Source organism: Fibrivirga algicola (genome assembly GCF_011742925.1).
Classification (GTDB): Bacteria; Bacteroidota; Bacteroidia; order Cytophagales; family Spirosomataceae; genus Fibrella; species Fibrella algicola.
Genome location: NZ_WAEL01000003.1, coordinates 505,739 through 529,183 on the forward strand (window position 1 = coordinate 505,739; position 23,445 = coordinate 529,183).

Annotated in this window: 16 protein-coding genes; 8 read left to right on the forward strand and 8 right to left on the reverse strand. The window is 56.5% G+C overall.

The window, feature by feature from the left end; all coding sequences use genetic code 11:
- Nucleotides 1-43: 43 nt before the first annotated feature.
- The 5 genes from F7231_RS10550 to F7231_RS10570 all read right to left on the reverse strand — a co-directional run bounded on the left by F7231_RS10550 (nucleotide 44) and on the right by F7231_RS10570 (nucleotide 7,818).
- Entirely contained in the window at nucleotides 44-3,193 is a 3,150-nt protein-coding gene (locus F7231_RS10550; RefSeq protein WP_166691852.1) for an efflux RND transporter permease subunit, read from the reverse strand.
- Nucleotides 3,194-3,299: 106 nt separating this feature from the next.
- Entirely contained in the window at nucleotides 3,300-4,382 is a 1,083-nt protein-coding gene (locus F7231_RS10555) for an efflux RND transporter periplasmic adaptor subunit (protein WP_166691853.1), read from the reverse strand.
- A 4-nt stretch (nucleotides 4,383-4,386) separates the two neighbouring features.
- A complete protein-coding gene (locus F7231_RS10560) occupies nucleotides 4,387-5,667 on the reverse strand; it encodes a TolC family protein (protein WP_166691854.1) in 1,281 nt (426 codons plus the stop codon).
- 97 nt (nucleotides 5,668-5,764) lie between these two features.
- Nucleotides 5,765-7,132, reverse strand: coding sequence for a sensor histidine kinase (locus tag F7231_RS10565; protein WP_166691855.1), 1,368 nt, complete (start codon nucleotides 7,130-7,132; stop codon nucleotides 5,765-5,767).
- Nucleotides 7,129-7,818 carry a response regulator transcription factor gene (locus tag F7231_RS10570; RefSeq protein WP_085411026.1) on the reverse strand — a complete coding sequence of 230 codons (690 nt, stop codon included), beginning with the start codon at nucleotides 7,816-7,818 and terminating at the stop codon, nucleotides 7,129-7,131. The genes F7231_RS10565 and F7231_RS10570 overlap by 4 nt, the downstream gene beginning before the upstream one ends.
- Nucleotides 7,819-8,004: 186 nt before the next feature.
- On the opposite strand from F7231_RS10570, the gene F7231_RS10575 reads away from it, so the two are divergent.
- The gene (locus F7231_RS10575; protein WP_166691856.1) at nucleotides 8,005-8,955 is read left to right on the forward strand and encodes an alpha/beta fold hydrolase; all 951 of its coding nucleotides are present in this window, start codon (nucleotides 8,005-8,007) and stop codon (nucleotides 8,953-8,955) included.
- Here the strand turns inward: F7231_RS10575 and F7231_RS10580 are convergent.
- Nucleotides 8,950-9,324: a TerB family tellurite resistance protein gene (locus tag F7231_RS10580; protein ID WP_085411028.1), complete on the reverse strand. Its 375-nt coding sequence runs from the start codon at nucleotides 9,322-9,324 to the stop codon at nucleotides 8,950-8,952. The two genes, F7231_RS10575 and F7231_RS10580, sit on opposite strands and share 6 nt — an antisense overlap.
- 415 nt (nucleotides 9,325-9,739) lie before the next feature.
- Here F7231_RS10580 and F7231_RS10585 point away from each other — a divergent pair, with 415 nt between their 5' ends.
- Nucleotides 9,740-10,402, forward strand: coding sequence for an SGNH/GDSL hydrolase family protein (locus F7231_RS10585; RefSeq protein WP_166691857.1), 663 nt, complete (start codon nucleotides 9,740-9,742; stop codon nucleotides 10,400-10,402).
- Between the two features lie 122 nt (nucleotides 10,403-10,524).
- Here the strand turns inward: F7231_RS10585 and F7231_RS27235 are convergent, their stop codons facing one another.
- Nucleotides 10,525-11,943 (reverse strand): OmpA family protein, encoded by a 1,419-nt coding sequence (locus F7231_RS27235; protein WP_208295574.1) that lies wholly within the window; start codon nucleotides 11,941-11,943, stop codon nucleotides 10,525-10,527.
- Between the two features lie 180 nt (nucleotides 11,944-12,123).
- Here F7231_RS27235 and F7231_RS27720 point away from each other — a divergent pair, with 180 nt between their 5' ends.
- From F7231_RS27720 to F7231_RS10615, 5 genes are all read left to right on the forward strand, one after another.
- A complete protein-coding gene (locus F7231_RS27720; protein WP_166691858.1) occupies nucleotides 12,124-16,536 on the forward strand; it encodes a T9SS type A sorting domain-containing protein in 4,413 nt (1,470 codons plus the stop codon).
- A gap of 125 nt (nucleotides 16,537-16,661) precedes the next feature.
- Nucleotides 16,662-17,897, forward strand: coding sequence for a sulfite oxidase (locus F7231_RS10600; protein WP_166691859.1), 1,236 nt, complete (start codon nucleotides 16,662-16,664; stop codon nucleotides 17,895-17,897).
- Between the two features lie 73 nt (nucleotides 17,898-17,970).
- Nucleotides 17,971-18,366, forward strand: coding sequence for a hypothetical protein (locus F7231_RS10605; protein ID WP_166691860.1), 396 nt, complete (start codon nucleotides 17,971-17,973; stop codon nucleotides 18,364-18,366).
- 2 nt (nucleotides 18,367-18,368) lie between these two features.
- The gene (locus F7231_RS10610; protein ID WP_166691861.1) at nucleotides 18,369-19,541 is read left to right on the forward strand and encodes an LLM class flavin-dependent oxidoreductase; all 1,173 of its coding nucleotides are present in this window, start codon (nucleotides 18,369-18,371) and stop codon (nucleotides 19,539-19,541) included.
- Nucleotides 19,542-19,627: 86 nt separating this feature from the next.
- Entirely contained in the window at nucleotides 19,628-21,418 is a 1,791-nt protein-coding gene (locus F7231_RS10615; protein ID WP_166691862.1) for an SLC5 family protein, read from the forward strand.
- A gap of 23 nt (nucleotides 21,419-21,441) precedes the next feature.
- On the opposite strand, the gene F7231_RS10620 is transcribed toward F7231_RS10615, so the two are convergent.
- The gene (locus F7231_RS10620) at nucleotides 21,442-22,719 is read right to left on the reverse strand and encodes a sensor histidine kinase (RefSeq protein ID WP_085411037.1); all 1,278 of its coding nucleotides are present in this window, start codon (nucleotides 22,717-22,719) and stop codon (nucleotides 21,442-21,444) included.
- A gap of 280 nt (nucleotides 22,720-22,999) precedes the next feature.
- On the opposite strand from F7231_RS10620, the gene F7231_RS10625 reads away from it, so the two are divergent.
- Nucleotides 23,000-23,440 carry a response regulator gene (locus tag F7231_RS10625; RefSeq protein ID WP_085411038.1) on the forward strand — a complete coding sequence of 147 codons (441 nt, stop codon included), beginning with the start codon at nucleotides 23,000-23,002 and terminating at the stop codon, nucleotides 23,438-23,440.
- Nucleotides 23,441-23,445 lie beyond the last annotated feature (5 nt).

Sequence of the window (23,445 nt, forward strand, 5' to 3'; positions counted from 1 at the left end):
AAGTAGTCGGTAACGAGGGCGGTTGGTTTGTTGGTATCACTCATCAGTACCCAACCACGTCGGCTTCTACCGGTTGAGCGTGCCTGGGCTTGTCGCTGTGGCGGTAGAACAGGCGGTAAATGATCGGGAAGATTAGCAGCGTCAGGATGGTGGCCGTAATCAGTCCGCCGATGACAACGATGGCCAGGGGTTTCTGCGTTTCAGACCCGATACCCGTCGATACCGCCGCTGGTAACAGGCCAATCGCCGCCATCAGGGCCGTCATCACCACCGGTCGAATCCGCGACTGCACCCCTTCGCGAATGGCCTGGTCGAGCGGCATCCGTTCTTTTCGGTTGTTGTTGAAGACCGAAATCAGAATAACGCCGTTCTGCACGCAGATACCGAAGAGCGCAATAAACCCGACCCCTGCCGATATGCCGAAGTTCATGCCGGTAACGTGCAGCGCCAGAATGCCGCCAATAAGCGCAAATGGCACGTTGAGCAACACCAGCCCCGCATCTTTGGCGTTACCAAACAAGACGAACAAAATCACGAAAATGGCCGCAATGCTGATCGGCACCACCTGTCCCAGCCGGTTGGTGGCACGTACCTGATTCTCGAATTCACCCACCCATTCGACCGAGTAATCTTTGCTGGCCGGTAATTTTTCGCGGACCCGCTGTTGGGCATCGGCAATGGTACTACCCAGATCGCGTCCACGCACCGAAAATTTGACTCCAATAAACCGCTTGTTCATGTCGCGGTAAATAAACGCCGGACCCGTAACCCGCCTGATGCTGGCAATCTCTTTTAGGGGAATTTTGCCGCCGCCCATCGTGGGCACCATCAACCGCATGATGTCGTCTTCATTTTTGCGGTACTCCTCCTGGTAGCGGACCCGAATGTCAAATTTGCGTTCACCTTCGTAAAGCACCGACGCCGTTTTGCCGCCAATAGCCATTTCGATCACCGCCTGCACATCGGCCGTCGATACGCCAAAGAGCGCCATCTTGGTGTCGTGCAGTTGAACACTCACCTCCGGCTGACCCACGTTGCGGATAATGCCCAGGTCTTTGATGCCCGGTACGTCGCGAATAGCCTCCATGACCAGATTAGCCTGTTTTTCGAGTTCATACACGTCGGGCCCGAAGATCTTGATACCGTTACTGGCCTTGTAGCCCGCCACGGCTTCGGCCACGTTGTCGATGATGGGCTGCGAATAATTGTAGAGCACACCGGCATACGCTTTCAGCTTGTCGTCCATCTCGTCGGTGAGCTGTTCGGTGGTCAGCGCATGGCCGTTATGCCGCTTTGTCCACTCGCCTTTTGGCTTCAGATCGACCTGAAACTGGCAGAAATAAAAGCCGTTGGGGTCGGTACCGTCGTTGGAACGGCCTACCTGCGATAGCACCTGACATACTTCGGGAAAGGTATTCAGGTCTTCCCGAATGGTTTTGGCCATCTCAACGCTTTCGGGCAGCGACATGCTCATGGGCAGTTCGGCAGTTACCCACAAGGCTCCCTCGTTGAGCTGCGGCAGGAATTCGGTACCCAATTTCGACGACGAAAAGAACGTAGCCCCCATCAGCGCGAGCGACGCCACCAGGCTAATCCGGCGATTGCGAAAACACCAGCCAAAGCCCCGCATCACCACCCAGTCGAAGAAATTGACGAGCGGATTTTTCTTTTCGCGAACGTTCTTTTTCAGCAGAATCGAGCACAGCACCGGCACGAGCGTCAGCGTGAACAGCAGCGCACCGAGCAGAGCAAACCCCAGGGTCCAGGCGAGGGGCGAAAACATCTTGCCCTCTACTTTTTCAAACGAGAAAATAGGCAGCAGGGCCGTGATGATGATCAGCTTGGAAAAGAACACCGCTTTGCCTAGTTCGCCACCCGTTTTGCGAATCAGCCCCAGCTTGGCCAGCCGGTTGAACTTTTCCATGCCCACTTTATGGGCCTTATGGTCGAGCGCCACAAAGATCCCTTCGACCATTACCACCGCCCCGTCGATGATGATCCCGAAGTCGACCGCGCCCATCGACAGCAGATTGGCCGACATGCCGCGCAACCGAAGGCACATGAACGCAAACAGCAGCGCCAGCGGAATGATGATGCTGACGATGACCGTAGTGCGCCAGTCGGCCATGAACAGGAACACGATCACCGTCACCAGCACAATGCCCTCGGTGAGGTTGTGCAATACGGTTTGGGTACAGAACTCGATGAGGTTATCTCGGTCGTAGAAGGTCACCATCTTCACGTCGGTGGGCAGCACCTTCGTGTTCAGCTCCTCGATCTTGGTTTTCACCCGCGTCAGAATTTCGCTTGGGTTTTCGCCTTTGCGCATGACCACGATGCCTTCCACCACGTCGTCGCTGGCGTCGAGGCCCACCTGCCCTACCCGCGGCAGGTTCGATTCGGCTACCTCCGCCACGTGCCGCACCAGCACCGGGTTGCCCTTCGCCTCCTCAATGATGATGTTGCCGATGTCCTGGGTCGAAGTGAGCAACCCGATACCGCGCACCACATACGCCTGCCCGTTGCGCTCGATCACGTCGCCGCCCACGTTAATGTTACTGCGTGCAACCGCCTGGTACACTTCCAGCGGCGTAATGTCATATTTGGCCAGTTGGGTAGGGTTCACCCGCAGTTCGTAGATCTTGTCGCGCCCACCGAAAGCCACCACGTCGGCTACACCCGGCACCGCCCGCAACTGCCGGTCGACCACCCAATTTTGCAGCGTGAGCAACTCGCGGCTATCGCGGTTTTTACTTTCAAGCGTGTACCGAAAAATCTCGCCCGTTGGGCCGTAGGGCGGCTGAATATCAGGTTCGACTCCCTCGGGCAGCGAAATATTCCGCAGCAGGTTATTGACCTGCTGCCGGGCGAAAAAGTCGTCGACATCGTCGTCGAAGATGATTTTCATCACCGACAGGCCAAACATTGTTGTTGACCGTACATTGCTTTTGCGCTGCACCGAGTTCATGGCCACCTCGATTGGCACCGTCACAAACCGCTCCACTTCTTCGGCCGACCGCCCGTTCCACTCCGTCACGATAATGATCTGGGTGTTAGTCACGTCGGGAAACGCTTCGAGCGGTGTTTTCAGGTAACTAACCACCCCGGCAATGACCAGGCAGGCCGTCATGAAAAAGATGAAGAACCGGTTCTTCAACGAAAAACCGACGATATTCTGAATGAATCTGTTCATAGGGGGAGGAAGGGAAGAATGGAGGAAAAGCGGAATGGAAGAAAGGGGGAAATCGGTGCGTCGCCGTTACTCCCTTTCCTGCAGTCTCCCTTTCCTGCTTCCTCCTTTAGTTATTCAGGGCGTTGAACACCATGAGCTGATTTTTGGAAATGATCGCTTCGCCGGGTTTAACACCCTGATCGATATAGGCCACATCACCTACCGATTTGCGCACGGTCACTTCGCGGGTTTCAATGTCAGAGCGGCTTCTGAACACCATCACGTACTGCTTCGAGCGTTCGAAAATGATCGAGTTGGCCGGTACCGTAGTCAGTTTGTCGCCGTCGTCGTAGCGGAGCGTCACGGTTGCGTGCATTTCGGGTTTCAGCTTCAGGTCTTTGTTGTGCAGCCGAATCCGGACGGTCATGGCCTTGGTGTCGGGGTTCAACACCGAATAGAGCTTATCCACTTCACCTCGGAACACCTCGTTGGGGTAGCTAAGCGTCTGGATCGAGGCTGACATGCCCGTTTTTACCCGGCTAATGTCGCTTTCATTCACGTTGGCCAGCACCCACACCTCGCTGATCTGCCCAATGGTGAACAGGTTATCGGAGTTGTCGGACCGTAGCTGGGTGCCCCGGTTCACGTTCTTCTCAATCACGTACCCATCGATGGGCGCTTTAACGGTATACATCGATGCCTTGCCGATGCCGTAAATGCGCGACACCTCCCGAATCCGGTTGACTTCGGCCTGCGCTTTTTCGAGTTCTTTCTCGGCCGCCACCACCTCACGCTGCGATGTCAGGCGAGTTTCGAACAGGTCCTGCACCACGCGCAGGTTTTTTTCGGCCACCAGCAGTTCCGACTGAGCCTGGATGCGCTGCCGTTCCAGATCAGCCACCTCGCCCGACCGGATCGACGCCAGCGTTTGCCCCTTACGCACGTAGTCGCCCAGTTCAACGCCTACCGATTCCACATCGCCGCCAACCAGCGGAAACACTTTGATGACCCGGTTCTCGTCGGCCATGATTTTACCCACCAGCGTCAGTTCACTACGCACGGGCTGCACCGCTGCGCTATCGAGCTGGATGCGCTGCATCATCTTGTCCGACAGCATAAACGCTTTTTCTTCGTCGGGGGGAGCCGCAGGCTGGCAACCGGCCAGCAGAGCCAGGCAGCAGACAACCAGCAGTTTGTTTTGTTTACGCATGGTTTTAGTTGAATAGGTCATGACCAATGAGGTAGGTTAATTCTTCGTACACGCCAACCCGGTCGGCTTTCAGGCGATTGAGCTGACGAATGCTGTCGTTATAGGCTTCTATGAGGTCCACAAACTCGATCAGGGTCAGGTTGCCCTTCTGGAAACTGGTTACCACGCCCTTGTTGAGCTGTTCGAATTGTTCGGAAAACTGCCCTTCCAATCCCTGGACCCGCCGCTCTACTTCCCTGATTTTCTGGAGCGAACCCGCCACTTCGTTACGTACCTGAAGGGCCTTCTGGCGCTGTAGCTGGCTTTGATAGCCGATTTGGCTGCGGGCTGCCCGAATAGCGCCCTGGTTGCGATTGAACAGCGGAATATCGGCCGAGACCGTCAGGCCCACGTAGTTATTGATGTAGCTACCCGCCTGGTCGTAGAGCCCGCCTACCCGCAGATCGGGCACAGCCAGCGCGCGTTGCAACGAGTGGTTGAGTTCGGCCTGGCGCGTCAGCGATTCGGCGGCTTTCAGGTCGGGCCGGTTCCGGATGGCCAGTTGGCTGAGCGAATCGTCGGGTTGGGTGGGCAGGCGGTAGCGGGTGAGTGCATCAGCTGTCACCCGCGGCTGAATCGCCTGGGTCACCGATAGCAACGTCCGCAGGGCCTGCTGATCGTCGGCCAGTTGCAGCACCAGGGCGGTGCGGTCGTTGTCGAGCTGAAACAGCAGGGCTTTCAGTCGGAGCAGTTCACGCAGCGATACGTTGTTGCGGGTATACTGGGTTTCGTAGGCCGCCACCGTTGTTTGCAGCGTGGCTCGTTGCTGATCGAATCGGGCGAGCGTCTGTTGCTGGAAATAGATCGAATAGAAGCGGGTACGTAGTTCAAACCGGAGACCGCGTAGCAGATCGAGCAGTTCCAGCCCCGTGAGGCGGGCCGCTTCCGAAGCGAGGGCGATGCGTTTGTTGCGTTTACCAGCGGTGTACAGCAGTTGTTCCACCGACACGATCTTCTGGCCCTGCCGCCCAACATCGAATACCCGGCGAGCTTCCTGGTTGAAGGCGCTTACCTCCAGGCTAACCGTCGGATTATCGTACAGGCTGGCCTGCAACACCTGCGCCTGGCTGGCATCGATCCGAAAGCGTTCGGCCAGCAACAAGAGGTTATTGGCCAGAAATAAGCTATCGGCCTGCCTGAGCGTCAGGCGGAGCGAATCGGGTTCAGGCTGTTGTTGAGCGCGTAGGGGAAGCGCCCCAACGAGCAGGCAGGCAAAGAGAATCAGTGGCCGGATAATGACATTCATACGGCCACAAATGTCCATTCCTGCAATTACAGCAGACTTACAACGCTTTTAGATTCCAGTTAGAAAGCAATTAGAACAGAATTAGAAGCGCCTGACCCTAGATTCTGGGTAGCGTAATCGTGAACTGACTTCCAACACCCAGCGTACTCGCAACGGTGAGGGTACCGTGGTGCAGCTCGACTAGCCGGTTGCAGATAGACAGGCCAATACCGAACCCCTGATAAGCCTGCGCGTTGGCGGCCCGGAAAAACGGCTCAAAGATCCGCACCTGATCTTCGTCCGCCATACCAATGCCATTGTCCAGCACCGTAATGCGGCATGTGCGCCCATCGGTGCCGATACGTACCTGGGCTTTCTGGTCGGGCGAATATTTACAGGCGTTATCGAAGAGGTTCAGCAGCACCTGCTTCAACAACTCCTCGTCGCCGTGAATCAGTGTGTCGTTTTCCGATTCGGGCAGGTTATCGTAGTCGATATTGATGGTGTACTGCGGTTTGGCGCTCAGCAATTCATCTTTGGCTACAAAAGCGGCATCGTCGAGCCGGACGGGATGAAACGGCAACTGGCTGGCGTTTTCCATCGTCGAGGCCAGGTTCAGCAAACTGTTGGTCAGCGCGATGAGCCGGTCGGCATCTGTCGACAGGTTTCTGAGAATTTCTTCGTGTTCGGGCACGGTGAGCGGCTGCCGCAGCCCCAGCTGAATTTCCAGTTTCAGGGCAGCCAGCGGGTTGCGCAGTTGGTGCGACGTCTGCGACACAAAGCTGCGTTGCTGGGCGAAGGCCTGTTGCAGGCGCTGCAACACATCGTTGAAGTTCATGGCCAGCCGGGCCACTTCGTCTTGCTGATTGCCTTCGTGGAGCCGTTGCTGCAAATTGCCCGCCGTGATGGTCGACACCTGGTCGTTGATCAGACTGATGGGCCTGAGTGACTGGCCGGCAAAGAAAATACCCAGCCCAATCGTGACACTGAGGCCGCCCACAAGCCCCCAGCCCAGTGTGAGCCGCAGGTTAGCCAGCTTACTTTTACCGAACAAGTCGTTGGCCGAAGCCAAAATAACCAGGTCACGCCCGTTTTGGTGGTAGGTCAGGCCCACCAGTTCATTATCGCCGCTCAGCGTTTCAATCTCGTTTTGCCGACGTACCTCATCGAGCAGTTTCGTCGAATAATTAATCACCTGATCATCAACACTACTGTATATCAACCGATTGGCCGCATCGAACACCAGCACTTTTTCGTCGAACAGGGCGGTCAGGGTGTTGCGGTCGATGATTTTCAGCATCTTCTGATCCACCTCTTTCACCTCGACCAAAAAGCGAACGGTGGTACGGCCCTTGCTTTTGAGCCGGTCATAAAATTCTTCCTGCCGGTACGTGGCCGACACCACATAAATCACTACCGAAAAAACGATCAGGATCGAGGCAACGATCAGCGAGAACTGAAGGGCAATACGGTTACGAATGGTCATAGTTCCTCTTTCAGCACGTAACCCATACCGGGCCGGTTGTGAATCAGTTTGGGGTCGAAGTCACGGTCTATCTTCTTGCGGAGGTAATTGATGTAGACCTCCACCACATTGGTACCAGGATCGAAATTGAGGCCCCAAACCGCCTCGGCAATGTCCATTTTGGGCAGCACCCGCCCCCGGTTACGCATCAGGTACTCGAGCAGGGCAAACTCGCGGGCGGTCAGATCAATGGTCACGTCGTTGCGGCGCACCTCTTTCAGGCTGGTGTTCACCGTCAGGTTAGCCACCTGCAACACCTCTTCGTCTTTGGTGGGCGGGCCCAGCGCCTGCCGCCGAAAACAGGTAGCGATGCGGGCAACCAGTTCCCGGAAATCGAACGGTTTCACCATGTAATCGTCGGCACCGAGCGCCAGTCCTTCCACTTTATCGTCTACCTCGCCAAGGGCCGTCAGCATGATGATGGGCAGATGAGGGCGCGCGGCCCGCACCGACCGGCATACCTCGAACCCGTTTATGCCGGGCAGGGTCAGATCCAGAATCATCAGGTCAACGTCGGGTTGCATGGCCAGTTGCTTTCCGTTGTTACCTTCATACACGACCTCGGTTGCGTAGCCTTCCTGCTGTAACCCCCGGCTAATATTCTGGGCAATACGCCGGTCGTCTTCAATAATCAATATTTTTTTCATCGAATATGGCTAAGCAGCCGACCACTGGTTTTCCGTCAACGGTTTTGCCTCCGCTTATTACTTAACAAATTGCGTTTCCTATAGTTGGCTAAGCACCCTAGCGACCAAATAGGCTTGATTGACTACAAACTTAAACACGCGTCAAGCCCACCGCCGGAATACAGGGCGTTAACAGTTCTTAAATTCATGAAAAAAAAGCGCCTTTACCTGCTCCTTTTCCCGGTTGTGCTGCTGGCGGTTCTCTACAGAAGCAACCTGAGCGTGGAAGAATTGTCTCTACGGTACACGACCCGCGATTCGCGATTTATGACCCTCGACAGTATGCGGGTGCACTATCGCATTGAAGGAAACCCCGCCGACACGGTGCCGCTGGTGCTCCTGCACGGAACGGGGGCTATGCTACAAACCTGGGACGGTTGGGTGAAGGCCCTCAGCCCCGAACGCCGCCTGATTCGGCTCGATCTGCCCGGCTATGCCCTTACCGGTCCCCACCCGCAGAATGCAGCCTCGGGACTTTACTATGCCGATTTCGTGAACCGGTTCCTGGCACGCCTTCGTATAAAACAGTGCGACCTGGCGGGCAACTCCCTCGGTGGCAACATTGCCTGGCATCTGGCGTTGATTCACCCCGGCCGGGTCCGTTCGCTGGTGTTGATCGATGCGGCGGGTTACCCGTTCACATCCAGATCGGTACCCATCGGTTTTACACTGGCGCGTATGCCGGGGGTTGGCGGGTTGGTGGCGAAATTAACGCCCGACGCCCTGTTCCGGAGCAGCCTTAAAACCGTCTATTTCGCTGACAGCCTCATCTCCGATCCGCTGGTGCACACCTACGCCGACTTGAATCGGCGCGCGGGCAATCGCGAACACTTCGTGCGGCGAAAGCCCCTTCTGGACTCACTCTGGCAGCGGATCGGGCAAATTCAGCAGCCTACCCTGATCCTTTGGGGCCAGCACGACGACCTCATTCCGCTGTCGGTTGCCAAGCGGTTTCACCACGACCTGCCCAACGATACCCTCATTGTGTATCCCAACGCCGGGCACGTACCCATGGAAGAGATTCCAACGCAAACCGCCGGCGATTACCGGGCGTGGTCGCTTGGACTAAGCCGGAAGCACGCCAACGCAGGGTTATAATCGGTCCAGATCGTGCCGAAAGCGAGTGATGAACTCCGCTTCTTTCCGTGAAATCGGGTTGTGCGCGCCAGCGATTTGCGTAAGCATAGCCACAAATTGCTGTTTCACCGGCTCGGTTAGGGCAGGCCGGTTACTGGCAAATCGCCGTATGGCAAACGCATAGGCTTCATCGCCAGAGGCCTCACAGTTTTCGAGCAGAAAAAAAGCGTGAAGCGCCAGCCGGCCAAATGGTTGCTGCTTCAATAGGCGACGAGCTACGTTACTCTCTTCAACCTCAACGCGGCCATCCAGCTTTGCCAGTGCGTAGACCAGATTTCCCAGCCCCAGGTAGAGATCGGCTGGTTCGGCAGGCAATTCATACAGGTTCATAGCGATTCTGGGTGTAGTTAGATAAACGTGAGCTGTACCAGCGTGAGCCGAAAGCCGTGAAGGACTCAGGTACGTTCAGCAGGTTTTCCGAGAAAGACGTCACGACCATCGTCCAGCTAGCGCAGGTCACCCGGGTGCTGCCAACCAGGCCTTTGTAGCCTGACTGGTTTAGTAGCGCAAAAATAGTGTTGTGACCTTAGAGGTAGATTAGACCTTAATTATAAGTACGTTAGAACGTAAAAAAGATACTGGACAGCCTACCGCCGTTACCCGGTTTGGGCTGTCCAGTCCTGGCGCCATCACTGAGCAGAGGGGCCTTAGCTGTGTGGATCACCCAAAGACCACTGCTTATTTACGATGCCGTATAATTAAGTGTTACACGCCCTTGTCTTTCATCAATAAACCAAGTTATCCGATGAAGTCTATTTTTCTCCTCCTGCCTCTGTTACTGGCATTTACCGCCCCTACCAAACCTACCCGTGTTGTCTTTTTTGGCGATTCGATCACCGAAGCCGGTGCTAAACCGGGGGGCTACATCACTAAAATTCAGGACTTGCTGACGAAGCAAAACCGCGCGGCCGACTATGAACTGATCGGGAAAGGCATTGGCGGTAACAAGGTGTATGACCTATACCTGCGTATGGAAGACGATGTACTGGCGTTGAAACCAGACGTGGTTGTGATCTACATTGGCGTGAACGATGTATGGCATAAAAGCACCAGTGGCACCGGCACCGACGCGCCCAAATTCGTGAAGTTCTACGAAGCGATGATCCGCAAAATACAGGCGGGTGGCAGCAAGGTTATTCTGTGTACGCCCGCCTGTATTGGTGAGCGCACTGACAATTCGAACGAGCAAGATGGTGATCTGAACGCCTACAGCAACCTGATTCGGACCATTGCCACTCAGCAGAATCTCCCGCTGATTGACTTGCGTAAGGCGTTTTTAGACTACAACCTCAAAAACAACGCTGGCAACAAAGAGCGGGGTATACTCACTACCGACCGCGTTCACCTCAACGAGACCGGCAACCAGTTCGTCGCCGAGCAAATGCTGGCAGCACTGGAGAAAAAGTAGTTACTGACCAAGGGTTGTTTGTTGTAAAGGACGTGTATGGTGCGGTTGGCGTGGGTTGGCGGAGAATTGAACCCCACCGCCAACCCACGCCACCCGCGTTTCGAACGTACACACCGCTCCTCTTACTTCTTCGTCACCCGAACGGCCATGCGGCGATTCTGGGCGCGGCCTTCGTCTGTTTTATTCGACGCCACAGGGTGCCCCTGACCATAACCTTCGGCTTCGAGGCGGGCGGGATCTACACCCAGGCGTACCAATTCGGCAACGGCGGCTTCGGCACGGCTTTGCGACAGCGTTTTGTTGGCCGCCGCGTTGCCCGTGTTGTCGGTATAGCCACCTACTTTGAGCGCAATAGCGGGGTATGCCTTCAGGATAGCGGCGATGTTTTGCAACTGCTCACGCGATTCGGGTTTCAATTTGGCGCTGCCAGTTTCGTACTGCACCCGGTCGAAGTTGAACCAGGTAGTTTGATCGACCATCTTCGCCGGGTCATCGATGAAGGCAATCAGTTTGTTCTCGATGCCATTGGCCGGGATGTTCAGTTCAATACCATCGGGGAGTTTCTTCGGGGCAAACGTACCCAGCGCCGCTGCCGAGGCAGCGAGAGCCTTCGCCATACTATCAGCGGCAGCAGAAATGGCAGTACTGGCCGAGTCGACCAGGGGGCCGGTGCTGGTGGCGGTTGAGTCCAAGACGGCCGTTGCATCCTGCACCGACGCCGCCGTGGTATCATTTGTTGTGGCAATGGTGTCTGTATCGGTTTCGTTGCCGCCCAGGAAAAAGAACAGCAGTCCGGCTACGACAGCGGCCGCCACGACCCACGGCCACACAGTAGTCCGTTTCCCCTGATCGGCCAGGGTATCGCTATAGGCGGGCGTGCTTGCTACCCGGTTCGGGCGTTCGGGCAAAGGCGGCAGATCGCCAGCCCCCACCATAGCAGATCCTACTGCGCTGGCCGCTCCGGTTACTCCCGAGCTAGCCGCCCCTGATAGGCCACCAAGCAGATTACCAAGTCCGCTGGTATCGGTAGTGTCGCCCATTAGCGGGGCTAGTTCAGCCGGCATGGCTGCCGAGACAGCTTCACGCTGGCTGCTCAGCCAGCCCACTAGATTACCACCAGGTACGTCCCCCCCCTGGCCCATAAACTGGCGACCTAGCAGGCCGACACACAGCGCTCCCACCATGCCCAGCAAACTGGTGGCTGACTGATCTTTTATGCCGGCAAACCGCGCCAGAGTAGTGCTGATGGCACTTGCACCTGTTCCGAAAAGGGCCGTAGAGATGCCACCGCCTCTGACAAGCAACGCCTCCGGATCGTCGGTCGTTAAGTCGTCTGTTACCAGTTCCTGGTTGAGTTCGGTCAATGTGTCGGGGCCATCGGGGGTATGGCTTCGCGCAATCAGGCTACCAATTACAATGGGTAGTACGCCGGTCAATGCCTTTTGAATCGCTTCCGGACTCTCCGTCAACGAACTGCTTACGCGGCTGATAACGGCATCGGTGAAGTAGCCTTTTGCGGTATCAAGTAGGTTAAGTGTCATTACCAAAGGGGTTATAAATGAGGGATGCAGCTTGACGATTAACACGGAAAGTAGGACCTCCAGGCGCTGTCTACCACCGTGTAGTGCATAAAGTAACTAAGTGTGTTTATTGTTCGCCAGTACAAATCGGGTTCTACAGGTAATTAGCTAATTTTCGGGTCCCTATTCATTCCCATACCTGTGCATCAACGTTTACAAGATATCCTCTCTGGTTGGCTCCTGCTCGTTATCGGGCTTCTCCCTCTGGGAGCCAGCGGGCAACGCATTCAGTTAGGCAGCGTTTCCCAGACGTTGTGCGCCGGCGCAACTGTACCCGTCAGTTTTACCGTCGCCGAGCCGTTTGAAGCGGGCAATACCTTTCGAATCGAGCTGGTCGATCAGTTTAACAATATACTGGCCACCACAACCGACAACGTACTACCCACTGGCTCGTTTATCCAAATACCGCCTAATACACCTTCCCATCCCATCGAATATACCGTTCGGGTAAAAGCCAACCGGCCACAGTCGATCAGCAACACCGTGCCTATGCGCGTAAACGGGCTGCCGTCGGCTTCGTTACTGCGCGCCTCTACGGCCGACGTGTCGATTAATCCAGGCGAACCACTGGCTGCGCTGGTATCGCTGACCGGCGGCGGGCCGTATTCGCTGCTGTTTACCGATGGCACCACCCGCGACCTGGACGATGTGAGCCAGGCCAACCTGCTGTTGTACCCCAACCAGACAAAAACCTACGAACTGGCCTCGGTCACCAACCGCTGCGGAACGGGACGCGCCACCGGAACCGCCAGCGCAACCGTACGGTCGGCAGGTTTGCTCGTTACCAGACTGTCGACCACAGAACCATGTGCCGGGCAACCACTCGACATTTTCTTTTCGACAGACCGGCCGATACCCGCCAACACTATGTTTAAAGTAGACCTGCAGCCCCTCAGCCCGCAGGCGACCGCCTATACGCTTTCGGCAACGGGCAGCACCAGTCCACTCCGCGTTCAACTACCCGCCGGTATAGCCCAGACCGGGGCGTATCAGCTTCGGCTATATGCCGATGGGGCCAACTTATCGGCCTACTACCGGAACTCGCTCGGCGATATCGCCAGCCCGATCGTGTTGCAACGTACCCCCAGCGTACGGCTGTCGGGCAATACGTCGGTGGGTTACGGCCAGGTGGGACAGCTAACGGCCAACGTAACCGGGCTGGGCGTCGGCGTCATTACTCTCAGCGACGGTACCGTGATACCTATCTCGGCACTGAATCAGGATGGCGACCGCGTGTTACCGGTTCGGGCAACGCAAACAACAACCTACACCGTTCGGTCGGTCAGCACCGGTTGTGGCGTATACGGAGCCGAAGCAGGCAGTGGCAGCGCCACCCTGACGGTACAGACCGGCTACCAGATCGATTCCCTGTCGAGCCTGTCGATCTGCGCCGGGCAACCCCTTCGGGTTTACTTCTCCACCAACGAACCCCTGTCGACCGATGCGGGCAGTTATAGTTTCCGGGGTGGCACCTCCCTGCTCAACAACCAGTTGAGCGGCGGCATTATCGACTTTACCGTGCAGCAGGTAACTACCGGCAGCCAGCCCAATACGGGTATTCTTACCGTAGTGGCTCGTGCGCTACCCGCTGATTACCTGACCAACGATACCTACAGCGGTACGGGACAACTGGGGGCAGGTTCGTTTTACGGCCAGTTGGGGCGCGGCGGCCGAACGGGTAATGCCTACGAGAAACTCTTGGCCGTGGCCGACAAACCCCAGTTGCTGCTTCAGGAAACGCCCCTGACCGTAAACCGGCCGCAGGTGGTCTCGTTGCCCGCCAGCCTCGTCAGCCACACAACCTTTACCGAAGTGCTGTTGTCTGACGGTACCCGCATGAATGTGCGCAGTGAAGTTAGCTTCGGGCAAAAAAGCCGCTCGGTTTTGCTCGAAGCCCTTGCCAGCCAATCAGGTACGTTCCGGGTGGTGTCAGTGCAGAACAGTTGCGGCGTTGGCTCAGCGCAGGGAAACGTGTCGGTGCAGGTACGTGGCGACACCACCGGCTTGTTCATGCGGCCTATTCCCAGTCAGCTTTGTGCCGGCACCACTGTTTCGGTCGCGTTCTCCACAGTGGGTGCGGTAGGCGCGGTATCAGCCTACCGCGTTGAGCTAACAGACGACGACGGCCTGTTTCGGGGTCGGTTTCTGGCTAGCGGTACCGGCAGCCCTATCACCGTGACGATTCCGGGCGGATTCACTGTTTACAGCCGCCTTCAATTGCGGGTGGTCAGCAGCCCGGCGTCGGGTACGGTGGTTTGGCAGAGTGCCGCCCGGGAATTCGTTTACCTCGATGCGGCCCAACTGGTACGGCTTTCGGTCGCTGGAACGGGCGGCACCGAAACGGTTGTTCGTCAGGGCGAAGCGGCGCAGCTTCGGTTGCTGTCAGGGGGCAACAGCGTGGCTACCCCCACCCGGGTTGTACTGTCTGACGGCCAGACGGTTTCGTTCAACGCTATCAGCACCGACGTACCCCTACGCCCCACACAAACCACGACCTACACCATCCGATCGGTGCAGAACAATTGCGCTGTGGCGGCGGGAGTCGGCACGGTTACGGTGCGGGTGCAGTCGTTTGCCATTCAGCCGCTGCTTCAGAAACGCACCTATTGCGAGGGCGATTCGCTGGTGGCCCATCTGCTGGTCGAGGGTGCCTTACCAGCCCAGGCCACACACGCCCTTCAGGTGTTGCTGAACAGCAACGTCATCCAGACCTTATCGGCTCGCCTGTCGGGTAATCGGCTGGCGGCCAGTTTACCCGCTTCGCTGTCGGTCGGTACGCCGTATACGGTTCGGGTGCTGAGTACGCTGGGAGCCGACCAGTTTTACAGCCAGCTTACTACGACCACGTTTCGGGTTTACCGACCGGCCCGGTTACAGCTGACCCCGCCCAACAACCAGACGGCGGTGGTACTGGAAGCCAACCAGTCGAGCGTGACGGTTCAGTTGACGAACCCCGCCGACCAGGCAGCCACAACGCTCCCGACCCGCTATTATTACCGCATCAACGACCAGCCTTACAGTTCGATCGATAACGTGCCTGCCCAGGTGCCGCTCTATGCCACCGGGGTCACGCCAACGTCGTATAGCATCTCGGCGGTGTACGATGCCTTTTGCGGGTTCGGTTCCGGTGCGGGCGCGGTCCGTATTTCGTACCGGCCCGGCCTGCGGTCGCTGACGGTAAACAAGACCCAGCTCTGCCGCGATGCCGGTGAACAGACCACGGTTAGCTACGAGATGGCGGGTGATTTTCCGGCCGATGCCCGCTTCACGATTTTCCTGACCAACGCCGCCGGGGTACGTATTCGGGTGGGCGAGTCAACCAGGCAGGTCGACCGACTGATTATTCCGATCGACAGTTCACTGGCACCGGGTACGTATCAGGTGTCGGTGTCGCTGCCCCCCGGTCTGCCCGCCTACAACGATTTTCCGAGCATCACCGTCGGCGAACGGCCCAACGTGGTTATTGCGGGGGGCAGTAGCATTCAGTATAACGATCAGGTTGTGTCGGTAGGCGTTCGGGTGCTGGCGGGCTACCTGCCGGTGTCGATGACGCTCACCAACGGTCTCACACAGACCCTCTTCGAAACCGACAACATCCTGACATTTTCACCCCAACAAAACATCACTTACCAGATTGCCCGCGTAGCCAATAGCTGCGGCACAGGCCGGGCGAGCGGCGTGGTGTCGGTTACGGTGTTGCCGCCGCTGGCGACCGAGATACGGGTGGCGACACTGGGGCCACAGGGTGGCGTTACAGGCGTTTGTCAGGGTGGCTCCATCCGGGTTGGGCTCTCGCTGAAAGGTCAGTTTGCGGCCAACAACCAGTTCACGATTTACCTCTCCGACAGCACGGGGCAAAACTACCGCGCCCTGCCCACGCAAACCATCGACGCCACCACACTCTCAGCGGCTTTACCGGCCGATGTCAGTGCCGCTTCGGGCTACCGCGTACGCATTGGTGCGTCGAACCCCAACGTGTTGGGGGCGGCTTCAGGTACGTTCCTGACCGTTCGTCCAGCCCTGCAGGCCACCATTTCGGGCAGTACCAGCCTGTTGCGCGGCGAGCTGGTGCCGGTGCTTATTACCATCAATAATACCGGGCCGTGGTCTGTGTCACTCAATAACAGCATCTATGGCTTCGAAACGGTAACGGTCAACACGTCACCGTTTCAATACCGGGTACGTCCCGACGCTACCACGACCTACACGTTGCTGGGCGTATCGAACCAGCAGTGCGGGACTGGGCGCGTGTCGGGGCAGGCGGTGCTCACCACCACCGACCCGCTCGCCATTGACCCAGCTCTTCCCCTAACGCTACGCGTGATGCCCAACCCAACAACGGGCCGGGTACGTCTGGAAGGAACATTGCCGGTGCCCCGCTCTGTTATCATTCACCTGACCGACGCCACCGGCCGCAGGCTACAAACCCGCAGCACGGGTATGCTTACCGAACTGAGTCACGACATTGATTTGAGCGAGTATGCAGCCGGGGTTTATTTGCTTACCGTCGAGGCAAACGACCGGCGAACCGTATTTAAAGTGGTCAAGCAGTAGTAAACCGGATGCCGGATAGCCGATACCAGACGTTGATTAGTAAATCGCGAAGCCAATTAGTCGTTTCGGTGTATCTGAGCTAATCGGCGCGTAGCTCCAGCGGGGGCGTATCTAACCTCTACAACATGAACAAGAACATACATACCCGGCGGGGGTTTCTCCGGAAAAGTGCCCTGGCTTCACTGACTACGCTGGTTGGGGCCGAGGTTGTTTTTGCCAACCATATGCCTCGCCATTACCGGCCACTAGGTTTCGATTACAACCCGCTCGACGGTAAAACGCCTGACATGAAGGTGCTGGGTGACAAACCCTGGAACGTAGAGACACCCATTCACCTGCTCGACGATGCCGTGACGCCGACCAGCAAAATGTTTATCCGTAACAACGGCCTTGTTCCTGACGCGCCCGCCGACCCGAACGCCTGGACGTTGACCATCAACGGCGAGTCGGTGAAAGCACCTAAAACCTACACGCTGGCCGACCTTAAAAAACGCTTCAAGCATTACACCTACCAGTTGGTGCTGGAGTGCGGCGGCAATGGCCGGTCGGGGTTCGAGCCGCAGACTACCGGTAACCCCTGGGATCAGGGCGCAGTGAGCTGCGCCGCCTGGACGGGTGTTCGGCTGAAGGATATTCTGGCGGAAGTGGGGCTCAAAAACGACGCGGTTTACATTGGTTACTACGGCAAAGACCCGCACCTGAGCCTCGATCCAACCAAAGTAGCCATCTCCAGAGGGGTACCTATGAAAAAGGCTCTTGAAGACGAAACATTGATTGCCTGGGCGGTAAACGGGCAGGACATTCCGCTGATTCACGGGCACCCGCTCCGGCTGGTCATTGGCGGCTGGCCCGCCTCCGTTTCGGGCAAATGGCTGCATACCGTGGCCGTGCGCAACAAACTTCACGATGGGGCCAAGATGGAAGGGCATAGCTACAAAGTGCCAATCAACCCGGTTCAGCCCGGCGAAAAAATCCCCGAAACGCCCGAGAATTTCCGGATCATCGAGTCAATGCCGGTGAAGTCACTGGTGACAGCTCCGGCTACCGGTGCCATCTTTGACCTGAAAAAGCCACTGTCGCTGCGGGGCCACGCCTGGGCGGGCGATCGGGCCGTTGCCAGTGTGCAAACGTCCATCGATTTTGGGGCCACTTGGCAGACCGCCTCTGTGCAACCACCCAAGAACCGCCTCGCCTGGCAACGCTGGACGGCCGAAGTATCGTTTCCCAAAAAAGGCTACTACGAAGTCTGGGTACGTGCGACCGACAGTGCGGGTGTGACCCAGCCAATGGTCATTCCGCAGTGGAACCCCGGCGGTTACCTCAACAATGCCTGCCACCGCATTGCCGTGAAAGCGGTGTAAAAAGGGCGATTTGGTGTAAAAAAGAGCTACAGCTCCCCTCTTTCGCCAAATTGCCCATAAATCGTTATCTATTATGAAACCGCATTATCTCGTTGTTATCCTCGGGTTGCTCATCACCAGTCTAGCCAGTTTCCGGGACGTACCCACGCCGGCACGTACCCAGTCTACTCTGGTGGCCGACACCGTGAAGATCGACCCCGAAAGTGGCCTGATCGACGCGCCGAACCTGATGTTGGTGAAAGCGCAGTGCACCTCCTGCCACTCCACCAAGCTGATTATGCAGCACCGGTTTACCCGCGCGGGCTGGACAGAGCGCATTCGCTGGATGCAGAAATACCATAAGCTCTGGAACCTCGGCGAGACCGAAAAACCGGTGCTCGATTACCTCTCTGCCAACTACGGCCCGGCTCCCGCCAAAGCGCAGGGCCGCCGCGCGCCGCTTCAAACACCCAAGTGGTATTCCCTGTAAGTATGCTCACTGAACCCATTCAACCGGTACCGGCCCGCACCACCAAACGGATCTGCGAAGTGGCCTGGTTCGACGACCTCTGCGGAGGCGATACGGCTTTTCTGGGCACTATCGACCCCGACCGGCGGAGCAATTATGTCCACTGTGCCGACATTATGAAAACGGCCGACCGGATGGGCTTCGAGAATATCCTGCTGCCTACTTCCTACGTTGTGGGGCAGGAGGTGCTGCCCTTCGCCGCCGCAATGGCCCCGCAGGTGAGTAACATTTCGATGCTGGCCGCGGTACGAACCGGCGAAATTCACCCACCGATGCTGGCCCGGCACATCGCCACACTCGACCATATGCTGGAAGGGCGGCTGACGATCAACATCATTAACTCTGACCTGCCCGGCCTGAAAGAAGACCACGAACTCCGATACAAACGCTGCGAGGAAGTCATCGAGATTCTGAAACAGGCCTGGACACAGGACCGCATCGAGTTTGACGGTGAGGTGTACGGCAACATCAGCATGTCGGCCGCACCCGTGAAGCCGTACCAGCAAAACGGTGGTCCGCTGCTCTACTTCGGCGGCATTTCACCCGGTTCGAAGGAGGTGTGCGCCAAATACTGCGACGTGTTCCTGATGTGGCCCGAACCCGAAGAAAATATCTACGCCACCATGCAGGACCTCAGCGAACGCGCCGCCCGTCACGGCCGCAGCATCGACTTTGGCCTGCGGATACACGTGATTGTGCGCGAAACGGAAGAAGAAGCCCGCGCCTACACCAAAACCCTGATGTCGCAGTTCGACGCCGACGTGGCCGATAAATTGAAGCACCGCACTCAGGATTCCCGGTCGGCGGGAGTGCTGCGGCAGGATGAACTCCGCAAAAACGCCGACGCCGACGACTTCATCGAACCCATGCTCTGGACAGGTATTGGCCGGGCGCGGTCGGGTTGCGGCGGGGCGCTGGTGGGCACACCGGCCCAAATCATTGAGAAGCTGAACCGGTACATGGACATGGGCATTCGGGCGTTTGTGCTGTCGGGCTACCCGCTCATCGAAGAGTGCGAACTGTTTGGCAAACACGTACTGCCTCACCTGCCCAACGTGAAATTGTCGGTAGAACAGGGACGTACCCCCACCACCACACCCGTCACCCCCCTAACCACCGGTTCGTTGACCCTGTAGAGACGCATCCTTGCGTCTCTACAGCGAAAGCAACATCTGGCGAAAGCGACACACAGGTCAGCAACACACGCCCGCTTCCCCACCCCATGCTACAATCACTGAGTACCGTTGACCTTGTTGTCGTTGTGTTGCTGCTGCTGTTTCTGGTGGTGGCCAGTCTGTATTCCAGCCTAAAAAAGAAAAGCGCCGACGAGTATTTCATGGCGGGGCATTCGCTGAAATGGTATTCGGTAGCCGGATCGATTTTTGGCACCAACATCCACGCGCAGCAAATCATTGGCATGATGGGTGTCGGCTATTCCATCGGGTTTGCGCAGAGTCACTACGAAGTGTGGGCCATTCCGGCCATTCTGGTGCTGGTGTACGTGTTCATCCCAATCTATCGCAAACGGCAGTTTTTCACCCTGTCGCAGTTCCTCGAGCGGCGCTACAGTTCGCAAACGCGGCTGGTGTATACCGTGCTGATGATTGCCTTCATCATGATTCAGCTCATTGGCGGCTTCTATATCGGCAGCCGCACGCTGGGTATTCTTTTCGAAGGCACCGCCATGCAGCCAACGTACCTGCAGGGCATCTTCGTCATTGCGGGCGTCACCATCCTGTTTACAGTATTCGGCGGCATGGAATCGGTGGTGATTGCCGATAACATTCTGACGGTGATCATGCTGATTTCGGTGCTGCTGATGGGCACGCTGACGTACCTGCAACCCGAAATTGGCGGGCTATCGGGCCTGCTAAAGATCGATCAGGTGGGGGCCAACAAAATGCATCTGTACTTACCCGCCAACCACCCCAAGCTGCCATGGCTGGGTATTTTTACGGGCCTCACCATCCTCAACTTTTTTTACTGGACGACCAATCAGTACCAGGTGCAGCGGGTACTGGCCGCCCAGACCGAACGCGATGCCCGGCTGGGCTCACTGGCGGCGGGTTTTCTGAAACTGATCATTCCCTTCTTTTCCATCGGTGCCGGGTCGGCGGCGTTTTACCTGTTCCGAAGCCGGTTTGGTGAGAATGTGGTGAAGCCCGACGATACCTTCCTGATGCTGCTGAAAACCGTGGTACCGGTCGGCTACGGCCTGGTTGGGTTGATTCTGGCGGGCCTGATGTGCGCCATTTTCTCGGCCATTTACTCGATGATGAATTCCGTATCGACCATGATGGCCTACGATATTTACCGCAAGTACATCAGCCCCAATGCATCGGATAAACTGACGGTGCGCTTCGGGCAACTGGGCGTGATGCTGATGTGCGCCATTGCTACCGGACTGGCCTATACGACGTACAACCCCAACTCATCGGACAACTTTTTTCTGATCCTGGCTAACCAGACATCGTACCTGAAACCTGGGCTGGTGGTCGTGTTTTTCTGGGGTGTTCTGTGGCCCAAAACCAACCCCGCCGCCGCCGTTATTGTGCTTGTGTGCTCCCCGCTGATTGGCTTCGGCTGCGACTTTCTCTACGATCATATCCTCGTGAACGTACCCGGCGTGAGCGACACGTTTGGCCCAACGCTCAATTTTCTGTATCGCGTTTTCCTGATCTTCGTCATCGGCTCTGTTCTGATCTTTGGCCTGAGCCTGTTTTTCAACAAACGAAACGGCACCGCCGACACCCACGACCTCACCGTGTCGTTCAGCGGGATGGGCGGTGCACTGAGTCGTTTTTTGCTGCTTCAGGGACCACTGATCGCACTGGTGCTGTGGCAGGTGTTAACGCCGCAGTTGGCCGCCTGGCCCGGCGCATTGCTCACGGTCGGCCTGTTTATCTGGTACGCCCGCCGCACCGACGATGAACGGCCTTTTTACCAGTCTGACCTGTTCTACGCAGGTTTGCTCACCAGCCTGATGGTCTGGATCATGTTCTTCTTTGCCTGAACGTACCTAACACAACCGGTTGGTTAGGTCGTATAGTGAACCGGAACCCGAACCCGAATGATGGTGCCGGTACCAATGCGCGTTTCAACGTCGAGGCTGGCGTTGATCAGCTCGCACAGGCGTTTAACGATGTAAAGACCAATTCCCTCCCCTTCGCCCGCCTGAGCTGAGTCGAGCCCGATGGCCGGGGCAGGTTGGGGGCCAGGTGAAATATTGGGGGTGTTTTCATTGAATACCGCTGTAGATTCAACCGCTGGGCGAAGCTGATCGGATAACCACAGCGCAGAACCCGCCGATAGCCCCGGCCCCGTATCCTGAATACTGAGCAGCCACCGAAACTGGTTTTCGCGCGACCATGACACTGATACCTGCCCTTTATTCGTGCTTTTCAGAGCATTGGTCAGGAGGTTCTGTACAATGCGGTCTATTTTATTAGGATCACCCATAACAGCCAGTTGGTCAGGCCCGTCACCGTTCAAAAACAACCCACGCTCCTTGGCCAGTGGCTGGGCGGCTTCGACCAGATTTCGCAGTAACTGCGCCGCGTCAAAGGGCTTTACCTGTAGCACCTCGCGGCCAGCTTCCAACCGGGCCAGATCCATCAATTCGGTCAGCATAGACGCCAGCCGCGGAAAGTTACGGTTCAGAATTTGGAGCATCTCCGTGCGTTCCTGCTCGGTATTATCAGGCATGTCGAGCAGCGAGGCCGCGCCCTGAATTACGCTGAAGCTACTGCGCAGATCGTGCGAAGCCACCCGGAGCATTGCCCCGCGCTGCCGTACCAGTTCATTCACATTGTCGAGGGCTCGTTGCAGGTTAACCGCCCGCTCAACAGCCTCTGCTTTCTGAAACTCGTCGTACTGGGCAATGCTTCCGCCAATGGCTTCGTGCATCAGCGAACTCACCTGCTGGTGAGCCGTTAACAACACACCTGACTCAGTAACTGGGTATTGCTCCCAAAAAAGGCGTAATTCGGCCAGCAGTATATTGTGAAGATGAGCAATTTCAGTAAGTAACTCGTGCAATGAATACCCCTTATGCCAGCGGTGCAGGCCGTGCTCCCGGGCAATTTGATAAGGCGACGGAATCTCAACCTGGGCACGAAGTCGCTTTTCCAGAGTGTTCAGCATCAACGGTACCTGATCGGTAAATTCTTCGCGAGTTAGGCCCTCAACAATACTAAGGCTGGCATCATCTTCACAGATAGTACGCCAGTTTCCCATAATAGCCTCTCGCCGACTTAATAAAAATGTTGCCAGTTGCGCCAGTTGTGTACCCTGCGTAGGTGCCTGGTCGAGCATAGTTGTGTACAAATGGTATTGTGAATAAATTCGTAGTTAAGTACTTTACGATTTCAACAAATGATTAACTAATTTCATAAGAGAAAGTACGTGTTCAGCGTGTCAATTAGTAACCATCAATAAACTAAAAAGGGCTTTTCAGTCGTTTTTATCAACCTTGTGCCTACAAATGGACCATAGTCAAAGCTACTAAAGACCCCTTATATTTGCTTGACTACACTCCACCAAGATAGCCATTAACCAATGGCTATCTCCACTTTTTTAACGAGTCCCAACATCTGTGAATTCGACCAATCGTAACCAAACATTACTAGTTGTTGAAGATAATCCTGATCATCAGGTGCTTCTACGATACGTTATTCAGCGTAGTTTAGCCAATACCACTCCTATTTTCACCGATTCGGCCGATCAGGCTATCGCGTACTTGAACGAGTGTGTCACCAATAAAATTTCAACGCCTAAATTAATCTTATTAGACCTTTATTTACCCAAAGCTGAGTTTGGCTGGCAGTTCCTCCGTCAAGTTAAACAGATACCGGCCCAAGTACGGCCACCGGTGGTGGTGCTGAGTATTTCCCGGGAAGAGGATGATATTGCGCAAGCCTACCAGCTTGGTGCCAGCTCATTCATCTCTAAACCAATTGGCGAAGCACAATGGCTCAATTATTTCGAAACCATCCGCCGTTATTGGTGGGAAACCGTCGTGCTACCGAATCAATAATCAGT

Excerpts from the sequence above, each read along its gene's own strand:
- F7231_RS10550 (WP_166691852.1), bottom strand. The coding sequence starts at position 3,193 with ATGAACAGATTCATTCAGAATATCGTCGGTTTTTCGTTGAAGAACCGG.
- F7231_RS10555 (WP_166691853.1), bottom strand. The coding sequence starts at position 4,382 with ATGCGTAAACAAAACAAACTGCTGGTTGTCTGCTGCCTGGCTCTGCTG.
- F7231_RS10560 (WP_166691854.1), bottom strand. The coding sequence starts at position 5,667 with ATGAATGTCATTATCCGGCCACTGATTCTCTTTGCCTGCCTGCTCGTT.
- F7231_RS10565 (WP_166691855.1), bottom strand. The coding sequence starts at position 7,132 with ATGACCATTCGTAACCGTATTGCCCTTCAGTTCTCGCTGATCGTTGCC.
- F7231_RS10570 (WP_085411026.1), bottom strand. The coding sequence starts at position 7,818 with ATGAAAAAAATATTGATTATTGAAGACGACCGGCGTATTGCCCAGAAT.
- F7231_RS10575 (WP_166691856.1), top strand. The coding sequence starts at position 8,005 with ATGAAAAAAAAGCGCCTTTACCTGCTCCTTTTCCCGGTTGTGCTGCTG.
- F7231_RS10580 (WP_085411028.1), bottom strand. The coding sequence starts at position 9,324 with ATGAACCTGTATGAATTGCCTGCCGAACCAGCCGATCTCTACCTGGGG.
- F7231_RS10585 (WP_166691857.1), top strand. The coding sequence starts at position 9,740 with ATGAAGTCTATTTTTCTCCTCCTGCCTCTGTTACTGGCATTTACCGCC.
- F7231_RS27235 (WP_208295574.1), bottom strand. The coding sequence starts at position 11,943 with ATGACACTTAACCTACTTGATACCGCAAAAGGCTACTTCACCGATGCC.
- F7231_RS10600 (WP_166691859.1), top strand. The coding sequence starts at position 16,662 with ATGAACAAGAACATACATACCCGGCGGGGGTTTCTCCGGAAAAGTGCC.
- F7231_RS10605 (WP_166691860.1), top strand. The coding sequence starts at position 17,971 with ATGAAACCGCATTATCTCGTTGTTATCCTCGGGTTGCTCATCACCAGT.
- F7231_RS10610 (WP_166691861.1), top strand. The coding sequence starts at position 18,369 with ATGCTCACTGAACCCATTCAACCGGTACCGGCCCGCACCACCAAACGG.
- F7231_RS10615 (WP_166691862.1), top strand. The coding sequence starts at position 19,628 with ATGCTACAATCACTGAGTACCGTTGACCTTGTTGTCGTTGTGTTGCTG.
- F7231_RS10620 (WP_085411037.1), bottom strand. The coding sequence starts at position 22,719 with ATGCTCGACCAGGCACCTACGCAGGGTACACAACTGGCGCAACTGGCA.